The organism is Echinicola sp. 20G, assembly GCF_015533855.1.
Classification (GTDB): domain Bacteria; phylum Bacteroidota; class Bacteroidia; order Cytophagales; family Cyclobacteriaceae; genus Echinicola.
The window spans coordinates 4,228,539-4,250,284 of sequence record NZ_AP024154.1 but is presented as its reverse complement, the minus strand read 5'-3'; the positions used below and the strand labels follow the sequence as shown (position 1 = coordinate 4,250,284).

Here is a 21,746-nt window from a genome sequence, read left to right as displayed (position 1 = left end):
CTAAAATTTTCTGGTCCATTCTTGAAGCCATCGCTCCACAGTCACCTTAGTTTGTGTAAAAAACTCAATTGCATGCCTGCCTTGGCCGTGTAGGTCACCAAAAAAGCTATCATTCCAACCACTAAATGGGAATTGGGCCATTGGAGCTGCTACACCAATATTAATCCCTATGTTGCCGGCATTGGCTTCATTTCTAAACCTTCTGGCATGGGCTCCACTTGATGTGAAAAGACAAGCCATATTACCATAATTGTTTCCATTGATGAATTGAAGCGCATCGTCTATGGAATCCATTTTAACCAGGCTCATTACGGGGCCAAAAATTTCAGTCTTGATCAATTCCCCCTCCAAGTTCAAATTCTCCAAGATGGTTGGCTTTATAAAATTTCCCTTTTCATAACCTGCTACTGGGCCGTTTCTTCCATCCAAGAGGACTTTCGCACCTTCGCTTATCCCTTTTTGAATCAATTTCTCCACCCTTTCTTTGCTGGCTTGACTGATCAAAGGCCCCATATCGACTTTTTCCTCAAGTCCATACCCTGTCAATCGTTTACTGGCCGATTCATAAAGGGCCTCCTTAATTGTCCCATTCTGATCCCCTACTGTAATGATTGTGGAAGCCGCCAGACATCGTTGTCCCGCACATCCATAAACAGAATCCGTTATGATTTTTGAAGTGACTTCGATATCGGCATCAGGCAATACCACCACTGGGTTTTTGGCACCTCCTTGGGCCTGCACCCTTTTACCATTGGCTGCTCCTTTGGCATAGATATACCTTGCTACATCTGTGGAGCCCACAAAGCTGATAGCTTTAATAAGGGGGTGCTCCAATAGTGCATCTACAGTATCCTTCCCTCCATGAACCATATTGATTACCCCTTCTGGTAATCCAATTTTCTCAATCAAACCCATGACTTTTTGCATGGTCAAAGGAACTTTCTCCGATGGCTTCAATAGAAAAGTATTACCACAGGCTATTGCATAGGGCAAAAACCAAAAAGGTATCATTCCAGGAAAGTTAAACGGCGCTATGCAAGCGCAAACACCTAAAGGTTGCCGTATCATAAACTCATCTACTCCCCTGGCAATATTTTCCGAAAACTCACTCTGCATCAATACAGGAGTCGCACAAGCAGTCTCTACATTTTCAATTGCCCGCTGTAACTCCCCTCTAGACTCCGCTAGGGTCTTTCCACACTCCATTGTTATTGTTCTTGCCAAATCCTCCTGATTTTCTTCCAATAAGGATTTCAACCTGAACAGTGGTTGAACACGTTGGATAACGGGAACCTGGGACCATGATCTATACGCTTCGTACGAAGAGGCAACGGCCTTTTCAACATCTTGGGCAGTACCTTTGCCCAGTGGCACTTTCGCCAAAATTTCCTGGGTGGCAGGATTAAGTACATCAATAAGGTGATTTTCCTTACTTCCAACCCATTGGCCATTGATATAATTGGTAAGCTTTTCCATTTAATATGTTTTCTATTTTATTTATATGTTTCCAAGTAAGATATATATGGTCACCGTGATGATGACCAATGCAATGGACACCGCACCGGCGTATTTCCATCTTTCAAGTTGTATACTTTGGGTGAACCCTATGATAGGGTTTGACGCTTTGGGCCTTAGATAAGAGACTAATCCCATTACAGCCACATTCAATAAAAATTCAATACCCCAGATGTGCACGAAGTGAATGTTCACCTGGTATACAAAAGTGGTAAGGATGTAAAATCCCAAGCCAGTTACCAAAGCAATTTTCGCAGCTGTTGCCGTTACACTTTTGGTAAAAAAACCAGCTAGTATTATGGAAGCTATCGGAATAAAGAAAATTCCATTCAACTGTTGTAAAAGTTGGAAGAGGCCTTCAGGGGCATTGGCCACCATGGGAGCAGCAATAATGGAAGTAACAGCTAAAAATGTTGCTGACAATTTCCCCGCCCGGACCAAACTCCCTGCACTCGCTTTGGGATAGACCAGTCTCTTAAAAATATCTATGCTGAAAATAGTAGATGCACTGTTGAGTACACTGTTGAAAGTACTTAGGACAGCTCCCATAATTATGGCGGCAAAAACTCCTGTTAAACCTACTGGAAGTACTTTTTTCACGAGTTCAGGATATACCATATCCTGTTGATCGTACATGCTATTCCCAAAATAATAGAAACCTATTACTCCGGGAAGTACAATGATAAAAGGCACCAAGAGCTTCAATACACCAGTGTACAATAGGCCTTTTTGAGCTTCCTTAAGATTTTTTGCCCCTAATGCTCTTTGAATGATAGTCTGGTTCATGCACCAGAAATAAAGTTGATTGATAATCAAACCTGTAAACAAAGTACTAAAAGGCAATACAGAATCTTTTTCACCAATGACATTGAACTTTTCGGGACTGTTTTCAAAAACCTTTGCGAATCCCAAAAAAGGATTTCCTTCTCCAATCATAAAAAGTGCAATGGCCGGAATCATCAATCCCGCGACCATCAGCCCGTATCCATTTATGGTATCAGAAACCGCCACTGCTTTCAGACCTCCAAAAATGGCATATACAGAGCCTATTCCCCCTACAATCAAAACCGTATACCACAAGGCCTTTTCCCTGCTTACTCCCAGTATTTCCGAAACATTGAACAAGCTCTCCAAGTTAATAGCTCCAGTATAGAGTACTATGGGAAGTAGGGTGACAGCAAATGATACCAATAAGAAAAGGGCTACCAATGACCTAGTGCCAGCATCAAAACGATTCTCCAGGTATTGCGGTATCGTAGTCAGGCCCATTTTTAGGTATTTGGGAACAAAATACACAGCAGCAACAATTAAGGCCAGTGCAGAGGTCACTTCCCATGCGACTATAATAAAGCCATTTTTGTAGGATGAACCATTCATTCCTACCAAGTGCTCTGTCGAAATATTGGTCATGATCATGGAGCCGGCAATGACCACTCCAGTGAGGCTTCTTCCGCCTAGAAAATATCCATCCTCAGTATCTAAATTTTCCTTTCTGGTTTTTCGGTAAGCATAGAAAGCCACAAATAATGTAAATCCGATAAAGGACAATATGGTTATTAGCATGTGAATAGGTTATTGGGTGTTGAAAAATTATAAATGGTAATGTTGCTTTGTCTTTTGTTTTAAGGCTTTTTCTCTTGCCTGATCGACCAAGGGTTTCTCAGTCACTTCTGCAATAGGGACTTCCCACCATGCATGTCCATAACCAGCCAATTTCCTTTCTGCTACAGTTTCAATATAAATCACGGTAGTCTTATCAATAGTTTTTGCTTTTTTCAGTGCCTCGGACAATGAAGCTATGTCAGTAGTTTTGATCACCTCAGCACCTAGACTACATGCATTTTCTGCTAAATCCACTGGAAGGAATGAGCCATCCAGCTGACCACTTTGTTTGTCTCTATAGCGGTAAGATGTACCAAAGCCCTCAGATCCCAAGGACTTGGACAATCCTCCAATACTGGCATAGCCATTATTATTGATCAGAATGATTGTAAGCTTGTATCCTTCTTGGATGGAAGTAGTGATTTCAGAAGACATCATCAAGTAACTTCCATCCCCTACCATTACATACACCTCCCTTTCAGGACAGGCCATCTTGGCTCCAAGTCCACCGGCGATTTCATATCCCATACATGAATAACCATATTCCAAATGGAATCCTTTAGGATCCCTTGTTCTCCAAAGTTTATGTAAATCCCCAGGTAAACTTCCTGCAGCACATAGTACCACATCCTTTTTGGCGGAAAAATCATTTACAGCACCAACTACTTCGGACTGGCTAGGCAACCCTTTGTTTTCAGGCTGATAAGCAAGACTTACTTGCTCATCCCAACTTTCATTGTAGTGCTTGGCCTGAATGCGGTACTCAGGTTCCACTTCATAATCTCCCAAGGCCTTTTGCAAGGCTTGGATGGTAACTTTGGCATCGCCTGTCAAAGCAATTGCTCCATGTTTAAATGCATCAAAATCTGAAATATTGATATTGATGAATTGGACATCTTCTGAAAAGGCTGTTTTAGAGGCAGTAGTAAAATCACTGTACCGTGTTCCCACTCCAATAATCAAATCTGCCTTGTTACTGAAAGCATTGGCACCTTCGGTCCCGGTGGCTCCAGCAGCCCCTAAGTTTCCGGGGTGGTTATAGCAAATAGCACCTTTACCAGCAAATGTTTCCATAACCGGAATTCCTGTCCTGTCCATAAAATTGGTCAATACCTCATTGGCCTCACTGTAGTTTACTCCTCCACCAGCGATCAGCAAAGGTCTCTTGCAAGATTTAATTAAGGAAGCAGCCTTATGTACCAATTGCCTATCGGGAGTTGCTCTGGGTACATACCATACTTTCTTTTTGAAAAGGCCTATTGGAAATTCAAAAGCTTCTGTTTGCACATCTTGTGGTAAACAGATTGTTACAGCCCCTGTATCAGCTGGAGAAGTCAGGACCCTCATGGCAGCAGGCAATGAAGATATCAGTTGTTCAGGTCTATTGATCCGATCCCAATATCTGGATACGGGTTTAAAACAATCATTTACGGATATATCCTGACTTTGAGCACTTTCAAGCTGTTGCAATACAGGATCTACCCTCCTAGTGGAAAATATATCTCCTGGTAACAACAAAACCGGCAACCTGTTGATTGTTGCTCCTGCAGCAGCTGTTAACATATTTGTAGCTCCAGGCCCAATAGATGAGGTACAAACAAGGGTAGATAATCTATTTTTCATTTTTGCATATGCTGCAGCAGCATGTACCATGGCCTGTTCATTCCTGGATTGATAATAGGTAAACTCTGGTGATTGGTGAAGTGCCTGACCAATACCTCCGACATTACCATGACCAAAGATGCCGAAGCATCCGTGAAAGAATTTATGCTCCACTCCATCCCTCTCAACATATTGCTTGTCCAAATAGCGTATGATTGCTTGGGCAACGGTTAATCTTATGGTTTTCATATTTTGGGTTATTATAGTTAATAGGATTGGGTCAATTTAAAAACCACCATGTTCTTCGATAAACTTTAAGGATTCTTGGAGTGAAGGCATAAAATTGGCACAGCCAGGCTGTAGCACAACTTGCGCCCCACTTGCATTGCCCATTCGACAGGATTTATACAAATCCCAACCTTGTAAGTACCCATAGATAAACCCTGATGCAAATGCATCGCCAGCTCCAAGTACATTCAAGGGCTCTACCGGAAAACCCGGAACATCTGTGACCTGACCTTCATTGTCATAAATAGTGACTCCTTTACCACCTCTTTTGACAATCAATATTTCCACTCCCAAGTCCAATATTCCTTTGATGGCTACATCAATATTTCCGCTTATTTTTGGGGCAGAAATTTGTTGGTGTTCGATTTTTACTTGGGATGAATCCTTAAGCATTGCCGCCAGGATTTCTTCTTCTGTGCCAAGAGCAATTTTAACCTTTGGCAATGCTGCTCTTATCATAATCCCAAATGACCTGATATCAGACCATTGGTCAGCCCTAAAATCAATATCCAGTAAAGTTGTTACATCTGCCTTATGTGCTTCTTCTAGGGCAAAAAACACCGCACTTCTACTCGGTTCTATGTTCATTGCAGTTGCGGAGACCTCAATCATTCTGACCTCATAAACCTTGGATTGAATAACATGATCAATGGTTATCTTACTATCTGCACAATTATCCCTGTAATAGACCAAAGGAAATTTATCCGGAGGTTGGATCCCCAATACGACTGCACTTGACCTAGCTCCGGAAATTCGTGGAATAAACCGGGTTTCCACACCTTCTTTCTCTAAAAAATTAAGGATAAAATCCCCTACTTTATCCTCTCCTACCCCTGTCAGCAATGCCGCATTCAAGCCAAGCCTTGCGCATCCAGTGGCAATATTCAAAGGGGACCCTCCCACAAATGCATCAAACCCTTTTATATCAACAAACTCCGCTCCTATATTCTGGGAATAAAGGTCTATGGATGATCTTCCAATAGTAATGATATCCATGTTTTTTTGAGGTTCAGTCATTTGGATTCATTTTAGCGTTTACCATAGGAATCCTACTATCCACTCCTTTCCAAGTCCCAAATATCCAATTATGGTCTGGGTCAGGGGTATTGGCCAATGATTGGTCACTACCCGTCAAAAAATTTAAATAATACACATTATAGCCATGACCCGCGACAACCGGATGGTAGCCTTTTGGGACTAGTACAACATCATTGTTCCTGGCTACGGCTATTTCATCCAAAGACCTATCTCCAGTATAAACCTGCTGGATAGCGTAGCCCTCTGGCCGATCAATCTTATAGAAATAGGTCTCTTCCAACCTCGCCTCTAACAAATTACCATTTTCATCCACTTTGCGCTCATCATGTTTATGGGCCGGAAAAGAACTCCAATTACCAGAAGGAGTATATACTTCCACTGCTACCAATCTATGACAAGGAAAGCCGGGACCCAACAGGTCATTGATCTGTCTTGTCGCATTATCACCACCACGGATTTCAATAGTTGATTCCTCAGGCGTCTTAAAAACAGGATCAAAATCTTGATCAGTCTCGCACCAACCATAGGCTATGTCAAGCAAATCGCTGTCTGCAGTCAGTGTAAAATCCGTCCTTCTTGGTAGATACAGACTATACGCTATGCCTGAAAAAACACTGGCCCTACCATTGGTAACCTGCCAAGTCCCACGACTCGTTTTCATGGTATAATTTCCCGACAATAAGATAAATGCATACTCATTATTTCCTGTATTGCCTGAGAACACTGTTCCCCGCTTCATTAGTCTGGCTTCAAAATTCAAAAATTGCCAGTTTCCTTCTTCCTTAAGAACTTGTTGATATACCCCTTCTTCCACTTTTTGGGCCTTTGCCAACAGGTTATATTTGTGATCTTTTATCATAGGTTATTGGATTTATTCGTATTGTTTCAGTTTTCCTTACTTTGATAGGAATTAATAGAACGGGCTTTTCCTAACGACCCTAATAATTCAAACTTTTGCAAACAAAACTTGATTAACTCATCTTGATAAAGCTTTCCTGGTAAGATAGGGTCAAACTGCTCAGGATTTTCCACAAAGAATTCCCTGTGAACCCTGGTCCACAATACCCTTAAGTCTGTAGCTATATTTACTTTACAAACACCAAGTGAAATGGATTTTTTTAGTTCATCTGAGGAAACGCCCCTGGCATTTTCCTTCAGGTTTCCACCTGCATTATTGATTCGTTGAATTTCCACTTGACTGACTGACGATCCCCCATGTAGTACCAAAGGAAACCCAGGCAACCTCTTCTGGATTTGCTCCAAAATTGAAAAGTTTATGCCTTGGTCCCCAGAGAACTTGTATGCCCCATGACTTGTTCCTACCGCAATAGCCAAACTGTCACAGTTCGTTTCACATACAAATTTTTCAGCTGCTTCTGGGTCTGTGTACTTTGCATGATGCTGTTCCACGACCAGATTATCCTCAACACCACTCAAAATCCCCAATTCAGCTTCTACAAAAACATCTTGTGAGTGCGCGGATTCTACTATTTTTTTTGTTCTGCTAACATTCTGGTCAAAATCTTCATGTGAGGCGTCTATCATAACAGAATTGTACATTTCTTCCTTCAATGCTGCATTTATATGTGTTTCGTTTCCATGATCCAGATGAACGGCAAAAACGACATCGGGAAAGACCTTTTCGGCTGCGGAAATCATGCCTTTCATCAAAAGAGGATTTGAATAATCCCTGGCCACAGGAGTAGTCTGCAATATGACAGGAGATTTACCAATAGATGCTGCCTTGAAAACACCCAAAACCTGTTCCATGGTAAAAACATTAATAGCTGCAATGCCATATTTTCCATAGCAGTCATTAAACAATTTCATTGGGGTTGATTTCATGGTTATCGGGTTATCGTTTTCCCAATACTCCAATTATTTAGGTTAAAAAAAAAGATTTCCTTTCAATATCCTTACGCAAAGGTTTGCGTAAACAAAATTTTATTTTATAAAAAACAAAAATAACAAAACACATATATATCACCTGTAACAAGCTGATATTTCATATTTTATATTAAAATCATTCAAATTTTTAAATCTTTGTTTCTATTTATTAAAACCATTAACGATATACAAAGTATCTAGCCCAATAATTGGATGGATTATCAAATGAAAAAATCTTGGAACGATTTTAAAGGATTAATTTTAAATCGACTAACAACCTTATACAAGCGCAAGTCCGAGTTTGGATACTGGGATCAATAACCTACAATTTTATTCTATTGTGATTTTAGTATTGGCCTGGACGAATTGCGGATCATCAATTCGGGCTTTAACAATTCATATCTGTATTCATAATCATCTTGGTCATTGGAAATATGGTTCATCAATATTTTGGCAGAAAGCATTCCCAAATCATATACAGGCTGCCAAACAGAAGTTAACGAAGGATAGAAATATTTACTGTATGGTTCATCATCAAACCCCACTACCGAAACATCTTCAGGAATTCTCAAGCCCCTTTCACGTATAATGGCCATAGCACCTATGGCAACGGCATCATTAATGGCAAAAATCGCATCCGGAATGTTTTTCAGGTCAAGCAGTCTTTTGGTAGGATATTCACCATCTTCTGATGTAAATCCATCCACTTCTACCATAAGATGACTTTCAACGTCCATACCATACTTGCACAAAGCATCCAAGTAGCCTTTTTTCCTATGTTGACATGTAGTTAAATTTTGTGGCCCGGAAATATGAGCTATTCTCCTGCATTTCGTCTTGATCAAATATTCCACTGCCTGAAAAGCCCCATCATAATCGTCCACCAGAACCTTGTCTGCTTCAAAGTCAGTACAATCCCTATCAAATACAACAATTGGGGTGCCAGAAGATCTTAATTTATCCAAATGGGTGAAATCTGTAGTTTTGGATGAAGGTGAAATTAAAAACCCATCCACCCTCCCTAAAGACAACGTTTCAATCAATTTTTTTTCTTCCTCATAGGATTCGTTGGATTGGCAGATTATCAATTTAAAACCGGCTTCCTCTACCATATCCTGTACCCCACTTACCACGGTGGCAAAAAAATAACTGGTAATTTCAGGAACAATTACGCCTATGGTCTTGGTCTTTTTATTCAATAAACTTACCGCAAGCATATTTGGTTGGTAATTCATTTCTTTGGCCAGTTCCATTACAGCATCTTTAGTTTCTCTGCTTATAGAAGGGCTGTCATGCAATGCCCTTGAAACTGTAGAGGCGGAAACATTCAATGCTTTAGCTATATCGGTTATTGTACTGGGTCTTCTTTTCATAGTTTAAGAAAATCCTTTGGGGTTAGAGGAGTGAATTATGTAAAGGTTTCTCAGTTGGGTATTAATTGGTTTGTCAATATTTCAAACACTTCTTCCCATTGCTTATCTAAATTAGGTTTAATAATTAAGATGCCTAACATATTTCAATTTAATTCGACCTACCTTTATTTCTATTTACAAAAAAACAGACATAGATATACAAAATGATTTTAAACCAAGCTTAACTAAAGATAATGTATGATCAATGGAAATAACCAATTAAAATTTAAATGTCTTTTTATTTAAAAAACCTCCTCAAACATCAAAGGCAATACAAAGTTTCTAAACTGGAGTCATATATGTAGTTAAGCATCATTTTAGCAACGGCATGGAAAGCAAAGTTTTTGTGGGAATCCATAACATTTCGTTTTAATGGTTAGAAATTAATTATGGTACCACCCTAGCTTGAGGGCAATCAACGCCAAGTGGCAACGGAATAAAGGAGGGCCTGGTGGGCAGAAAAGTGTTTATGCCGTAAGCTCATGGCCGCTTCAGCAGCCCAAAAAGCTAAATTGTAACATGATTAATGAATAAATAATCAAACAATTTAAATTGTACGAAATAAGATGATCAACTTGATTGAAAGGAATAACTAAAGAATATCTAAATACAACTACTAGGTTGGCAATCAATGCTAACCATCAAAACCCTATAAAAGCTTGCTAAGATCATCCTTTAATTTGGGGATATGCCGTTTAATGATTGCCCAAATAATAGTATTATCAATACTATCATATGCATGGACCAATCTATTTCTAAAACCAACCATTTGATGGTCATGTTCCAATCGGACTCCTGTTTTTCTAAGATGGTTAATTGCTTCTCCAATAATTGATAGTTGCCGTTCAATGGCACTTTGGGTTTTCAGATCAGCTTCATAATCATAAAAACTATCTATCCCCACCATGAATTGATCGATCTTATCAATTGCCAAGGATATATCAGACAAATACTTTTTCGCCTGTTCGGTCATAAATTAACTGCTTGGATTGTTCTATTGATTTTCTCAAGATTGGGTTTTTTATGGATTGCTCGGTAAGCAGATCCACTTTTCGATCAAAAAATCCTTCCAGTGTATCCCATAGGGAAAGAAGAAGTTCACCTTTTTCCAAGGGGTCGGAAGTGCTTAATTCCACCAATAAATCAATATCACTTGTTCTCTCATCGAACCTGTCAGAAACCGATGAGCCAAAAGCATAAAGATGTTCAACCTTATGTTCTTTACATATGGATTTGAATTCTTCAATGTGCCCAGCTATTTGTACTTCCATCCGCATAAATCAAAAATAATGATTTTTTTTATTATACGATGAAGAAGTAAGGTTGTTTAGCCAAGACTAAATTGACATCCTACCATCCATGATCTAAATTAGCTTTATTTAACGCTAGTCGAAAAAACTAAAACAAGATCAAAAATGGGGCTGATATATCAGCCCCATTAATCCAGAATATCAAACCCTCGCCCCTTTTCCTTTCTTGGGTTCCTTAGGAACGTTCTTCATTTCGGGGGCCTGGTTCTTTTTTGCCTGTTGCCCTTCCTTCACCTCCTTTCCCTGATCCTTGGACACCATCAAATCCTTGCTCTTCACCATTTTCATTTCTGCATCATACACATTGACCGATTTGAACTGGGGGTTGGCAGACACGTACATGAGTTCCTCCTTCCCTCCTTTTTCCATGGTCACAGGGTAGACATTCCCCTTTTCGAAGGCTTTCACCAACCATTCAGATTTGGTGGAGTCCTGTAATTCTTTGATCGGTAGCTTGGATAGGGCTTCCCTGCTGTCATATCCATAATTTTCATGAAATGACTCAATCTTAAAATTGTTGTTCTTGTCCTTTTCCTTAAAATCCAATTGCATCCATGCCTGGTAAGGTTCATTGTTGGCATTGAGCATTCCCTTTTTCACGGCCCTGCCCTCCATAAGGTTAAATGCTTCTTTGGCCGTAACCGATTGGTTATTGTAAAAGGTATGCTCCTTTGGGGCAATATCAGGATTGACATTGTGCAGGGTTCCATCAAACTTATTGAGAAAATACCTTTCAGAGGTGTTGGACTTTCTAAAATGAAGGTTAAAGTCCATTTTTTTCCCATCAATTTCCATGGTATGAGGCAATTCAAAAGCCTCATTTTTGGCCTTGATCTGTTTTTCAAGTGCCTCGTTTAAATCCTTGTCAAAGCCCGTGTACTTCAGCTTTTCCTTTAGGTATTCCAAATTTTCCTGATCCATGATTCAATCGTTTATATGTTCAACATCATTTAATTCCCTCGCTTTAAGCATGTTCTTTCCCTTGACCTCAAGGGAAATCTCCCGGTCTCCATTATCCTCCATTACTCCTATCTCAAAAAGCTTCCTGTCCGATATGGTAAATTGGGGAAAACCCAATACCAGTGTATTCACTCCATGGCCGGGAAGCTCCTTGCCATTTTCCCATACCTGCAATGCCGGTTTTAGGTATTGCTCCCTGACAGAGGTATGCTTGCCCTGTTTCCTGTCCTTGATGGAAAAGCAAAGCTCATCTGCTGAAAATGCCAGTGGGGATTTATTCTTTAGGCGAAGCCTAAAAAACAGCATGCCATCACTTTGGAATATACCTTCCAGCTTTATTTGTAACCAGTATTTTCTGCTGCTCTTGGAAAAGAAGCCCTCTTGTTCCAATACCTGCCCTGCCAATTCATTCAGCCTTTCTTCGTCCACCAATTGGCCACTTAAAAGCAAAGGTTTTGGGGCCATGCTTATTCGGTCCGAAATATTGATGGTACTTCCCGCCAAGGATTCACCGTAGCTTACAATTAGCTGATAGAGCTTGGCATCGGCAGTCACCACATGTAGGTTGGTAGTGATAAAATTTCGCTTCCCCGCCTTCAGGTATAATAGATTGGGTGCTTTTCGCTCTACCTTGGCCATGATTTGGGCATGTCCCCTATCCACACTCAGTACCTTTGCTGGGAATACCAATGCGGTGGTATGGTCCCAGCCTACCTTTACCGGACAGGTAGAAACCAAGGCCTCTTTGGAAATAGCTTGGACATTCTGGCCTTGGGCATAGGCTCCTCCCAACCATAGTAAGGTACAGATCAATAGCATTGCTTTATTCATCATCTTATATGATAGTTTGGTTGACAAGTAAAATGGGGTGCCCTGATTTGAGGGTTATTTTGACGGCTTTGTGCTTTTTTCGAAACAGTCCCTTGGCTGCGGCCACGCCGGCCGAGGCCATTTGTGTTTCCAGTCCCATCCCTGAGTTGAGGTCGGGCATACCCGAGACCAGGGCATCTCCTGCCCCGGATTGGATCTCCTGTTTTAGGCTTCCGCTGACAGGAATCCCTGGCATACCGTCAAGATCATAGGCCTGCAATTCAACGGGGAGAATATGTTTGTCCTTTCGCATGGATGATATTTCCAGTTTCACCCTGTTCCCATGCTGTGATGCATTCCCATAAAAAATACTTCCTTGAGTAAACTCCGTTCCGTTGACTTGGACAGTCTCCAAAAGTTTGATCTTCACCCTACCGGATCCCTGCAGGGTGGCACTTTCGGCCAGTTCTGCCAAGATGGCTGCCTGGATAGGTTGCTCCATGGATGGGCTTTCTTCCAGACCGTAAAAACCATTCCGCTCAGTATTCGGATCCCTTGTCACGGTCTTTTGCTTTGCTTCCTTGTTTTCCGCTGTTTTGGTTTTCACCTCAAAACGGGGAACATCAGCAAGTTTCTGCCCAAAGCGTTCCTTGACCCTCTCGGGATGTTGGATATCCATTATTTTGTCCAGCATCGCCTCGAGTTGTTCCATTTCAGGATCAGGCCCACTGGGTTGCATCCTGTCCATCAGGGCTTCGAGTTCCCTCACATCTTGGGACAGGCCGGTGGGAAATGATTCCGAAACCACTTTTTTGGAAGCCACAGTCCTTTTGGTTTCCATGTTTCCGGCAGGATTCAGCTGCCCCTGTAATGCTTCCAGCTTTTCCATCAACTCCATTTCACTTTCTTCCAGTCCAAGTCCTTTGCTTTCCATCCCCAGTGGAATTTTTGGAACCGGCTCCTTTTCCTCTTCCATATCATCTATATAGGGATCCATCCGCTGCAGTTCCCTTTGCTTTTGGATGGCCTTTCTTTCCATTTGATAAAGCTCCATTTTGTTCAAGGACTTTTCCTCAAGCTTTGCCTGTGGCAAATGGGTATTCAATTGGGATTTGGAAGTCCTTCCCCGATCCTTCCGTTCCTGGCCGGCCCATGAAAAGGCCAGAATCACGGGTAAAACAAAGAGTGGCAGTAATAATAGAACCGTCCGCTGTCTAGTGTTGAATTTTTTCATGTTTGTTGTTTTTTAATTCGTTGTATAATGAATCTGCATAGGGGTATATTTCTTCGGGAGCAGCAGGCATTTCAATACTCAGGGCACCGGCTTCGCAGTGGGTCCTTACCTGCCACAACAGGATAGCGGACCAGATCCCCAATATCAAAACCCAAAACAGCTGGCGCATTTTGGGGCTTAGCTGACCTTCCCAGTCAGAAAACCACTGGCCCATTTTGACATTAATAATTCCTATCATCGCTTTTCTATTTTAATGTCCCTGTTCTCTATGGTCTCCCAGCCTTCTATCAGGAACCCATGTGGGTTGTTCCTGGATCTTTCCACCTCCCGTAAAGCACCCCTGGTGATCAGTATTCTTGTCAACCTTGAGGTGGGCCGTGTAATCTCCTGCCTGCCATAAAACCAAAATCGGTAAGGTCGCTGGGACATTTCAAGGGCGATGCTGTCCATGACCAGTTCCTGGCGTATGCTCCCCGTCACCAGACGGTTATAGTAGCCTTGCTCTTTTAGTACCTGATAGGCTTCCTGCACAGAACCGTCCCCCAGGTAAAAGGCCTTGCCCAATTGTTCGTTGATCAGCTGCTCATCCGGTGAAAGGGAAAAGAAATGGCGGTGGAAACGCAGTACATGTTCCCTGGCTTCCACATTCAGGTTGGACTTACGGTCAGAGGCAATGGCTTCCAGTACCTTTCCATCCATAAGGATGTACACCTTTTCGGCAGCCCTTTGCTGGAACCTGTAAGAGAGCCAAACACTTCCCAGTGCCAGGACAATGGCACCCAATGATAGGGCAAGGCTAAAGCGCTTCACATGTTGGAAGGCATTTTCGATATTGGTAAGGTATTCGAACATATCAGATAATGGATTTGGCAGTAGAAATCGGCCCTTTGGTTACCATACTGCTGGTTTTGTGCAATAGCGTATCCCTTCCGGCGGCATAGACGATATAATTGGCCACTGAAGGGACTGTGAAATAACCGATGATGGCAATGACCAAAAAGATCAGGTAGGCCGTATCAGTGGATGAGAAAAAGGTTTTTCCCGTATTCTCCACCTGTTTAATATCTATTTTGATCATTTCCTCCTGGATCCTGCCGATAATGGCCCCAAAGATATTGGCCACGGGGAGCCACATGTACACATTGATGTACCTTGCCAGCCATGATTTCAGGCTATGCTGGAAACCGTCGAATACCGAAAGCCCGAATACAATGGGGCCAAGAATGGAAAGTATGATCAGGTAAAACACCCTGATGGTATTGATGCAGAGTGCCGCTGCCTGGTAGAGCACCTCCAATACTTCGCTCATCCACTTTTTGATGGTATTGGAGAAGTTAAAGGAAGCCTTTTCCATGGCAAACTGTATATCATTGCCCAGCCCTTCCCAAAAGCCTTCTTCCGTTCCCTCCGGATGGCTATATTCATACCAGCCTTCCCGGTCGCCACTACCGCTTTCACCCACATACATTTCCCAATATTCGGTGGATTCAATGGCCCTTTGTTTTTCTGCCAACAATCTTTCAATGGCTGCATTCGACCCCTTCACCATCTTACCGGTATGCCCGGCCAGTGGGCTCAGTACCTCGTTCATTACAGCCATCACAAAGGGGAACATCAAGATGGCCATGCCCAGGGCAAAGGGCCGCAACAAAGGATAAAAGTCAATGGACTCGGCCCTTGCAATATGCCCCCATACCCTGGTGGCGATATAGAAAATGGCCGCAAATCCGGCTATACCCCTCCCTACTCCGATCAGGTCCGATGCCAAGGGCACCATTTCCACATATAGGCTGTCCAGCACCTCATGGAGGCCTCCAATCTTTCCACTGACCCCTTGGGCGGATGAGGAATAGGAAATGAACATGCCTAATATCAAAAGCAAATACCTCATGGCTGGAGACTTTTAATGGTTTTTATTTCCCCATGAGCCCTTTCCCTTTGAAAGTTCAGCACGGCAGCTTCCTTGTTGAATACCCGCACAAACACATACCGGTCCTTGATCTCATCAAAAATCCTGTCGATGGCTGCAATCCTTTCTTCATCCTCCATCTGAAGCTTTCCTCCGGTGACCACCAAAAGCAGTTCCTCCATGTTCCTTGCACTCATGTCCAATAAGTTCCTGTATACCAAAGCCAAATATTCCAGCTCTTCCCTGTTAAACCTCCCCCTATTGATGAATTGGCCATAGGCCCTTTGGTATTCCTTCAGGATCAACTTTTGGTAGTTGATGATATGGCCTACCTTATGGTACCTTTTGACCACCGGGCTTACCATTGACAGTCCATCGATAAAAGCCTTATGGAGGGAGAAATTCCCCGATGCAACGTCCCTGACCATATTGTATCCTTTGCTCAGGGTCTGGTATCCCTTGTACATATCATCCAGTATCTGTTTGAACTGGCTGAGTTTTTCCACATTGAGCAGCAGTTGGGCAGACTCTCCCACCTGTGCCCTGGTCATTCCCGGCCCAATGGCCAGCAACCCTATCAACATTAATAGTATGTATCGTTTTTTCATGGTGTGTTCAATTGGTAAAGTTTTTGGATGGTTTTGGTGTCTCTGGCCCACCAGGCCCTCGACCTGAGCAGTTGGTAATTCTCCCTGTTAAAGGCCATTAAAAACCCCTCCAGCTTTTTGAGCTCCAGATAGACTTTATCTATTTTTCCCAGCCTTTCGGCCTCGGTCAAATCCAGCCCGGATTGAAGGGCCACATCGATCATTTCCTCCAGAAGCCCAGCTGCGATGGATAATGACTGTTCAAAGACCTTTTTCAAATACACTTTTTCCGTAGCCTTGATATGTGCGTGGGCAGTGAACAGTTTCCGGGAGGTCGCGATACTTCTTACCAAGCGAAGCTGAAGGTCGATGATTTGGGGGATCCTTTCATACTTGGCCACTTCGGGGCTAATTCTGGCCAGTCCCCTGAAGAAATCACCATGCAAGCGGAACTCACCATCCCTGAATTGATGGACCGTATTCCATCCCCATCGCAAGGTCTCATACCCTTCTTTGGCATAGCCGATATACAGCTGGAGGCCGACCACCTGTTTGGCCAAATATTCCTTTGCCGTCTTCTTTTGGCTGAACCATTCCTTAAAGGTCTGCCCATTGACATCCAGCATGGCCATCAGCAATAGGAACAACAGGCTAATCCTTTTCATGGTGGATATCATTTAAGGTTTTAATTTCTCCCTTGGCATAGGACCGCTGCCTATTGATCAACAGGTTCCGTTCATTAAACCGCATCAAATCGGTAAGGTTGAACCGTACCCTTTTCTCTACCCTATCAATAAGTGCCAGCCGTTCACCGTCATTCATTTTTAGGTTAAAGGCTTGGATGGCTTCGGTCAGCTGTTCCAGGTTTTCTATCGACCTGTCCATAATACCCAGGTAAACCTTTTCCATCCACCTGAGCTCTTTGGCCGAAAAATTACCGCTTCCCACAATGATCTGCCATGCCTGTTGGTATTCGGAAACTAACCGGCCCTGCATCCGGGCAATATCCCTGACTTTCTGGTATTGGGAAAGGACACTCTTTACCTTCCATAACCCTTCATAATAATCTCCATAGAGTTCCTTTTGCCTTTCTCCCCATTCAGCTATCTCTGACAGTTTGAGTTTGTTGAGGGCGTTCTCCAATACCTTTTGGGCATTCTGCAGCCAAATGGTATTGTTCTGCATGCGCTGGATTTTCAGGTCTATGGCCACAATGGCCTTTTTCACCCCTTGCCTGATGATCTCCAATATATAGGCCGGAACTGCCGCCTCTGTGCGGGGCATTTGGGGAGCCCCAAAAGTCAGCAGCCCGGCCAGTAGTATAGTTTTCAGTACTTTTACGTTCTTCATATTTTTTCTCCCTTCATCTGTTCGGCCAATGCGGAAATAGCTTTCCCAAGGTTTCCGCCCATGGCCTTTGCCATCTGGTTGACCTTTATTTTCTCGGTCTGTTCAGTGGTATAGGTCAGGTATTCCTCAGGGGACACCTCCGTCCTGTAGACCTTGCTTACCGGACCAAGGCTGATAAATACCTCCTTGTACTTTCTGCCCGGTTCGTTGGCCTTGTTGATGGACATGATCTGCATGGTTTCCTTGTCGGTCAGGCCCAGCAGTTCCCTGATCCCGTCAAACTTGTTGCGGTATTTGGACTGGTCCAACAGGATCTTGCAGTCCGAATTATTGATGATGGCCTGTTTGATGATGGGACTGGAAATGATATCCTCTACCTCTTGGGTAACCACCACTGCCTCCCCGAAGAACTTCCGGACCGTCTTGAAAAGGTATTTGATGTACTCGGCCATACCCTCTTTGGCAATGGCCTTCCAGGCCTCTTCTATCAGGATCATCTTGCGCACCCCTTTTAGCTTGCGCATCTTGGAAATAAAGATCTCCATGATGATCAGTGTCACCACTGGAAACAGGATGGGATGGTCCTTGATATTGTCGAGCTCAAACACGATGAACCGCTCTTCCAACAGGTCAAGGTTCTCGCGGGCATTGAGCAGGTAATCGAATTCACCTCCCTTGAAATAAGGTTTCAGCACGTACAGGAAGTTGTCGATATCAAAATCCTTTTCCTTTACCCCCTGTCCCACTAAAGTCTCCCTGAATTCCGTGGAGCAGAAGGTATAGAAGCTGTCGAAGCATGGAAAACCATCCTTGCTGAGACTATTGTAATAGGAACCCAGGGCATTGGAAATGGCCACATACTCACTGCGTGTAAAGGTTTCATCATCCTTTTTCCATAGTGCCAAAAGCAGGGTCTTGATGCTTTCCTTTTTCTCGGTGTCCAGGGGCCTTCCTCCCAAATAAAATGGATTGAAGCAAATGGGACTGTCCTCCTCATAGGTAAAATAATAGCCACCCACCAGGTCACACAGCCCCTTATAGGAATGTCCTACATCGATCAGGACAATATGAGCCCCTTGGGCATGGTAGCTTCTGACCATATGGTTGGTAAAAAAGCTCTTGCCACTTCCTGAGGGACCAAGGATAAACTTGTTCCGGTTGGTGGTCCAGCCCCTTTTCATGGGCTCATCCGATAGGTCCACATTGACCGGTTTTCCGGTCTGCCTGTCCCCCATCCGCATACCAAAGGCTGATGGACTGGAAACATAGCCGGTCTCCATGTTGAACAGGCAGGCTGCCTGTCTGCCAAAGGTCAGGAAGGTCTCATTGGAGGGCAATGCCCCTGCATTACCCGGTATGCCCGCCCAGAATATTTGGGGGGCACTGAGGCTTTCTTCCTTGGCCACTGCATTTATTTTTGAAAATGCGGCGCCGACCTTATTTCGGATTTCCCTAAGTTGTCCTGGTCTGTCCGTCCAGGTCATCAGATTGAAGGACGCCCTGACAGGCAGGCTCCCCTCCCTGATGCTTTCGTTCAGGTAATCCTGTATGGCCTGAAAGGAATGTTGGTTTTCCCTGCTGTATGCCGAAAGGCTCTGCATCCTGAGTGCCTTGCTTTCCAGTTTTTTAAAAACCTCCTGTTTGTTTTCCATGACCACAAACTGGTTATAGATATGGTCCAGGGGCAATAGCTGACCAAGATGGGCTGCCTGTCCGATCACAAATGGAAAACGGTCACCGCTATAGGGCTCAAAGCCTGTATGGCCGGAAACGGTATTGGGAAGCCTGTCCAGTTCGCAAAGGGTAAACAAAACCACTTCATTTGATCCGATCCTAAAATTCGGCCTAAAACCGATATCCCTGACCACAGGCCTTTCGCCGGCAGGATTTAGGAACAGGTAACGTTCCAGCAGCCCTGCTTTTGTTGGGTTTCCCACAAAGTCCGCTGCCAGTAATCGCTGCACTTCCATTCCCCCATCGGCCAAAAGCTGGCAAAACTGCCCCAGGGTATTTTCAAAACCTTCCAACCGTTTTCCTTCCAACAGGTCCTTGGAAAGAAAATTGGGGGAGATAAGGTTGGAGCCGGCAACATTGACTGGTCGGCTGCCCTTTTTGGCCATAGTGATATATAGAAAACAATGGTGGGCCAGGTAAGGCCTTTCATGGAAGAACAGCCCACTGCTTCTATCCAGGAACCTACTTGCTTCCTTTCCGGTCAGGCCATCATGACTTTGCCTGGAAAAACAATCCTGTTTGTGCAGGACGCATCCCTCGGGCAGTAACCTGATGGCCTTGGTCCATGTGGACAACAGGCCGTCATAATCCTTGCTGTCCAGGGTAAAGATTTCAGGAAGCAGCACCAGAAATCCTGCGGTTATATCTCCCGAGCAGGATATCAGAAAATCCTTTTCCAGTTTTCGGATGGGAAAGCGCCCTTCCAGTTCATGATCCCTGATCCTGTCCATGTTCCTTTTGCTTTAAGTTTCTTACAAATCCCCTGTCCCTTACTTTTAGCCCATAGGGCACCTTTCGCTGGGCCATGTGCTTTTTAAGCCCATGCATGCCATACCTTCTGTTCAGCTTGTATACCGTTTCAAAGAATAGGAAGCCCAGAAAACCACTGGCAACTCCCGATATCCAAAAGGAAATGCCCATGACATAGCTGATGGCAAACAGCAGCAGCAGTACGACCAAGCCTATCCCTAGGTACAGGATATATTGTGCCTGAAGTCCCTTAAAAGAGATGGGCCTGTTCACCCCTTTATTGATCGTATAGGGTTTATTGGCCATATCAACCAAAGAAGCTGGTGAGTACCGTGGCCACGATCACAAGAAAGACACAGCTTCCAAACCAGGCCGCTGCCACCTTTCCCGTATCCGGCTCCCCGGAATTCCATTTGTTGAATACTTTCACTGCTCCGATCAGCCCGACTATGGCGCCTATGGCATACATCAGGTTGACCCCTGACTGGAAGTAGCTGCGTACCTTGGTGGTAGCCTCCATGATTCCCGCATTGCCGTCCTGTCCCATCACCGATAGGGACAATCCGGCCAAAAGGGCACACAGCAGTACCTTTTTGAACTGGTTGTTGAACATATTAGGAAGGTTTAGGTGTTGATAATTCCCTTTCCACCACCTGGCAGAAAGGATGCTTGGTCAGCAAATCCAATTGGACATGGGAGGGGACGATCAACCGCCCATTACTGAATTTGGGTGTTCCAGCCCTACGGTAGAGCTCCCCATATTCCTGAAATACCTTACAGAGTTCTTCGGTTGGCAAATCCGGGGAGCCAACCTGAAGTTTGGTCCTTTTCCATTTGGCCAAATAGACAGGCCCGAAGAGCAAGGAAAGAACCACTGAATAATAGACCAGGAAAAAGCCTGCTGTTCCCCACCAGAATCCAGGGCTTAATGAAATCCATTCCGGCATATCCTTTTTGATTTGATGATGCTTCAAATCTCAAAAAGGATGGATTAAAAAATTCACCAGTAATGCTTTACTGGGGTGGAAATTATTTTACTTAATAAAACCTGACCAAAACCTTCTTAACATAAAATGATGGATAGGTTTTTAGCTGATATCAAAACCAACGGTAATCTGTATCTAAGAGAGGATCGACTTTATGAAACTGTGAAAAGTCATTGTCCTTATTCGATTCCCACCAATTGAAGTACGAGTCGGCCACCTCTTTTTGGACTTGTTGGTTTTGTTCGATGTATTCGAAGTCTTCCTTTTTCATGACCATTGGCAGTTGGGAAGGAAAAGCTCCCATTAAATATTCATCACCTATAGATTTGGCCCGAATGGATTCGATTGTCCACAATACATACATCCCCAATGTACATTCCTGCGCCAAGGATGATGAAAGTGGGCTGATTGGATAATTATTAATGATTTGACTTTCGTTTCGGAAGTTTAACAGTTCAGGGATATCCTTTGAGTCAAAAGCTGGCAATGCAGAATCATTATACTTCCCAGCAATTAAAAGCTCGACATAGTGATCCACGGTCATATCTGGTGGCTCAAATTCGTCTTTACAGCCGACAATAACCAAAAGGAACAAAATTAAAAAGAAGTTTATCAGGGATTTCATCGGTTAAGTAGGTTTATTAAAATTCCACCTAAAATATTGAATTTATGTATGATATAAAAGATTGGAAGGATAAATTGGCCTCCCACACTAACCAATGAATTAACGAAAATGATTTTTTCATTACGTTATCCAAAAATCCTACAATTC

The 21,746-nt window shown here is 43.4% G+C and carries 23 protein-coding genes; all 23 read right to left on the bottom strand.

Annotated features, from left to right (window positions below; genetic code table 11):
* Nucleotides 1–1,476, bottom strand: a complete 1,476-nt coding sequence (locus JL001_RS17215; RefSeq protein ID WP_200978392.1) for a CoA-acylating methylmalonate-semialdehyde dehydrogenase — start codon at nucleotides 1,474–1,476, stop codon at nucleotides 1–3.
* Between the two features lie 21 nt (nucleotides 1,477–1,497).
* A complete protein-coding gene (locus tag JL001_RS17210) occupies nucleotides 1,498–3,078 on the bottom strand; it encodes a solute:sodium symporter family transporter (protein WP_200978390.1) in 1,581 nt (526 codons plus the stop codon).
* A 27-nt stretch (nucleotides 3,079–3,105) separates the two neighbouring features.
* Nucleotides 3,106–4,968 (bottom strand): 3D-(3,5/4)-trihydroxycyclohexane-1,2-dione acylhydrolase (decyclizing), encoded by a 1,863-nt coding sequence (gene iolD / locus JL001_RS17205; protein WP_200978388.1) that lies wholly within the window; start codon nucleotides 4,966–4,968, stop codon nucleotides 3,106–3,108.
* Between the two features lie 36 nt (nucleotides 4,969–5,004).
* On the bottom strand, nucleotides 5,005–6,024 hold the full coding sequence (iolC, locus tag JL001_RS17200; protein ID WP_236252870.1) for a 5-dehydro-2-deoxygluconokinase: 1,020 nt from the start codon (nucleotides 6,022–6,024) through the stop codon (nucleotides 5,005–5,007).
* Nucleotides 6,017–6,904, bottom strand: coding sequence for a 5-deoxy-glucuronate isomerase (gene iolB / locus JL001_RS17195; RefSeq protein WP_200978386.1), 888 nt, complete (start codon nucleotides 6,902–6,904; stop codon nucleotides 6,017–6,019). Before iolB ends, iolC begins: the two co-directional genes overlap by 8 nt.
* A gap of 26 nt (nucleotides 6,905–6,930) precedes the next feature.
* Nucleotides 6,931–7,890 (bottom strand): ketose-bisphosphate aldolase, encoded by a 960-nt coding sequence (locus tag JL001_RS17190; RefSeq protein WP_200978384.1) that lies wholly within the window; start codon nucleotides 7,888–7,890, stop codon nucleotides 6,931–6,933.
* A 377-nt stretch (nucleotides 7,891–8,267) separates the two neighbouring features.
* Entirely contained in the window at nucleotides 8,268–9,305 is a 1,038-nt protein-coding gene (locus JL001_RS17185) for a LacI family DNA-binding transcriptional regulator (protein WP_200978382.1), read from the bottom strand.
* A 688-nt stretch (nucleotides 9,306–9,993) separates the two neighbouring features.
* Nucleotides 9,994–10,317 (bottom strand): DUF86 domain-containing protein, encoded by a 324-nt coding sequence (locus JL001_RS17180; protein WP_200978380.1) that lies wholly within the window; start codon nucleotides 10,315–10,317, stop codon nucleotides 9,994–9,996.
* Complete coding sequence (locus JL001_RS17175; protein WP_236252869.1) at nucleotides 10,286–10,621, bottom strand: nucleotidyltransferase family protein; 336 nt, start codon at nucleotides 10,619–10,621, stop codon at nucleotides 10,286–10,288. Before JL001_RS17175 ends, JL001_RS17180 begins: the two co-directional genes overlap by 32 nt.
* Nucleotides 10,622–10,795: 174 nt before the next feature.
* Nucleotides 10,796–11,575, bottom strand: coding sequence for a hypothetical protein (locus JL001_RS17170; RefSeq protein WP_200978376.1), 780 nt, complete (start codon nucleotides 11,573–11,575; stop codon nucleotides 10,796–10,798).
* A gap of 3 nt (nucleotides 11,576–11,578) precedes the next feature.
* The gene (locus tag JL001_RS17165) at nucleotides 11,579–12,448 is read right to left on the bottom strand and encodes a DUF4138 domain-containing protein (RefSeq protein WP_200978374.1); all 870 of its coding nucleotides are present in this window, start codon (nucleotides 12,446–12,448) and stop codon (nucleotides 11,579–11,581) included.
* Between the two features lies 1 nt (nucleotide 12,449).
* Nucleotides 12,450–13,658 carry a conjugative transposon protein TraM gene (gene traM, locus JL001_RS17160; protein ID WP_200978372.1) on the bottom strand — a complete coding sequence of 403 codons (1,209 nt, stop codon included), beginning with the start codon at nucleotides 13,656–13,658 and terminating at the stop codon, nucleotides 12,450–12,452.
* Complete coding sequence (locus JL001_RS17155) at nucleotides 13,639–13,896, bottom strand: hypothetical protein (RefSeq protein ID WP_200978370.1); 258 nt, start codon at nucleotides 13,894–13,896, stop codon at nucleotides 13,639–13,641. The genes traM and JL001_RS17155 overlap by 20 nt, the downstream gene beginning before the upstream one ends.
* Nucleotides 13,893–14,510, bottom strand: a complete 618-nt coding sequence (traK, locus tag JL001_RS17150) for a conjugative transposon protein TraK (protein WP_200978368.1) — start codon at nucleotides 14,508–14,510, stop codon at nucleotides 13,893–13,895. Before traK ends, JL001_RS17155 begins: the two co-directional genes overlap by 4 nt.
* A gap of 1 nt (nucleotide 14,511) precedes the next feature.
* Nucleotides 14,512–15,549, bottom strand: coding sequence for a conjugative transposon protein TraJ (traJ, locus tag JL001_RS17145; RefSeq protein ID WP_200978366.1), 1,038 nt, complete (start codon nucleotides 15,547–15,549; stop codon nucleotides 14,512–14,514).
* Nucleotides 15,546–16,175, bottom strand: a complete 630-nt coding sequence (locus JL001_RS17140) for a TerB family tellurite resistance protein (RefSeq protein WP_200978364.1) — start codon at nucleotides 16,173–16,175, stop codon at nucleotides 15,546–15,548. Before JL001_RS17140 ends, traJ begins: the two co-directional genes overlap by 4 nt.
* Nucleotides 16,172–16,819: a hypothetical protein gene (locus tag JL001_RS17135; RefSeq protein WP_200978362.1), complete on the bottom strand. Its 648-nt coding sequence runs from the start codon at nucleotides 16,817–16,819 to the stop codon at nucleotides 16,172–16,174. The genes JL001_RS17140 and JL001_RS17135 overlap by 4 nt, the downstream gene beginning before the upstream one ends.
* On the bottom strand, nucleotides 16,806–17,504 hold the full coding sequence (locus JL001_RS17130) for a conjugal transfer protein TraI (protein WP_200978360.1): 699 nt from the start codon (nucleotides 17,502–17,504) through the stop codon (nucleotides 16,806–16,808). The genes JL001_RS17135 and JL001_RS17130 overlap by 14 nt, the downstream gene beginning before the upstream one ends.
* Nucleotides 17,501–19,969 carry a TraG family conjugative transposon ATPase gene (locus JL001_RS17125; protein ID WP_200978358.1) on the bottom strand — a complete coding sequence of 823 codons (2,469 nt, stop codon included), beginning with the start codon at nucleotides 19,967–19,969 and terminating at the stop codon, nucleotides 17,501–17,503. Before JL001_RS17125 ends, JL001_RS17130 begins: the two co-directional genes overlap by 4 nt.
* A complete protein-coding gene (locus tag JL001_RS17120) occupies nucleotides 19,947–20,294 on the bottom strand; it encodes a DUF4133 domain-containing protein (RefSeq protein WP_200978356.1) in 348 nt (115 codons plus the stop codon). The genes JL001_RS17125 and JL001_RS17120 overlap by 23 nt, the downstream gene beginning before the upstream one ends.
* Nucleotide 20,295: 1 nt before the next feature.
* Nucleotides 20,296–20,601 carry a DUF4134 domain-containing protein gene (locus JL001_RS17115; protein WP_200978354.1) on the bottom strand — a complete coding sequence of 102 codons (306 nt, stop codon included), beginning with the start codon at nucleotides 20,599–20,601 and terminating at the stop codon, nucleotides 20,296–20,298.
* Nucleotide 20,602: 1 nt separating this feature from the next.
* Complete coding sequence (locus JL001_RS17110) at nucleotides 20,603–20,962, bottom strand: hypothetical protein (RefSeq protein ID WP_200978352.1); 360 nt, start codon at nucleotides 20,960–20,962, stop codon at nucleotides 20,603–20,605.
* Between the two features lie 124 nt (nucleotides 20,963–21,086).
* Nucleotides 21,087–21,599, bottom strand: coding sequence for a DUF4943 family protein (locus tag JL001_RS17105; RefSeq protein WP_200978351.1), 513 nt, complete (start codon nucleotides 21,597–21,599; stop codon nucleotides 21,087–21,089).
* Nucleotides 21,600–21,746: the final 147 nt, after the last annotated feature.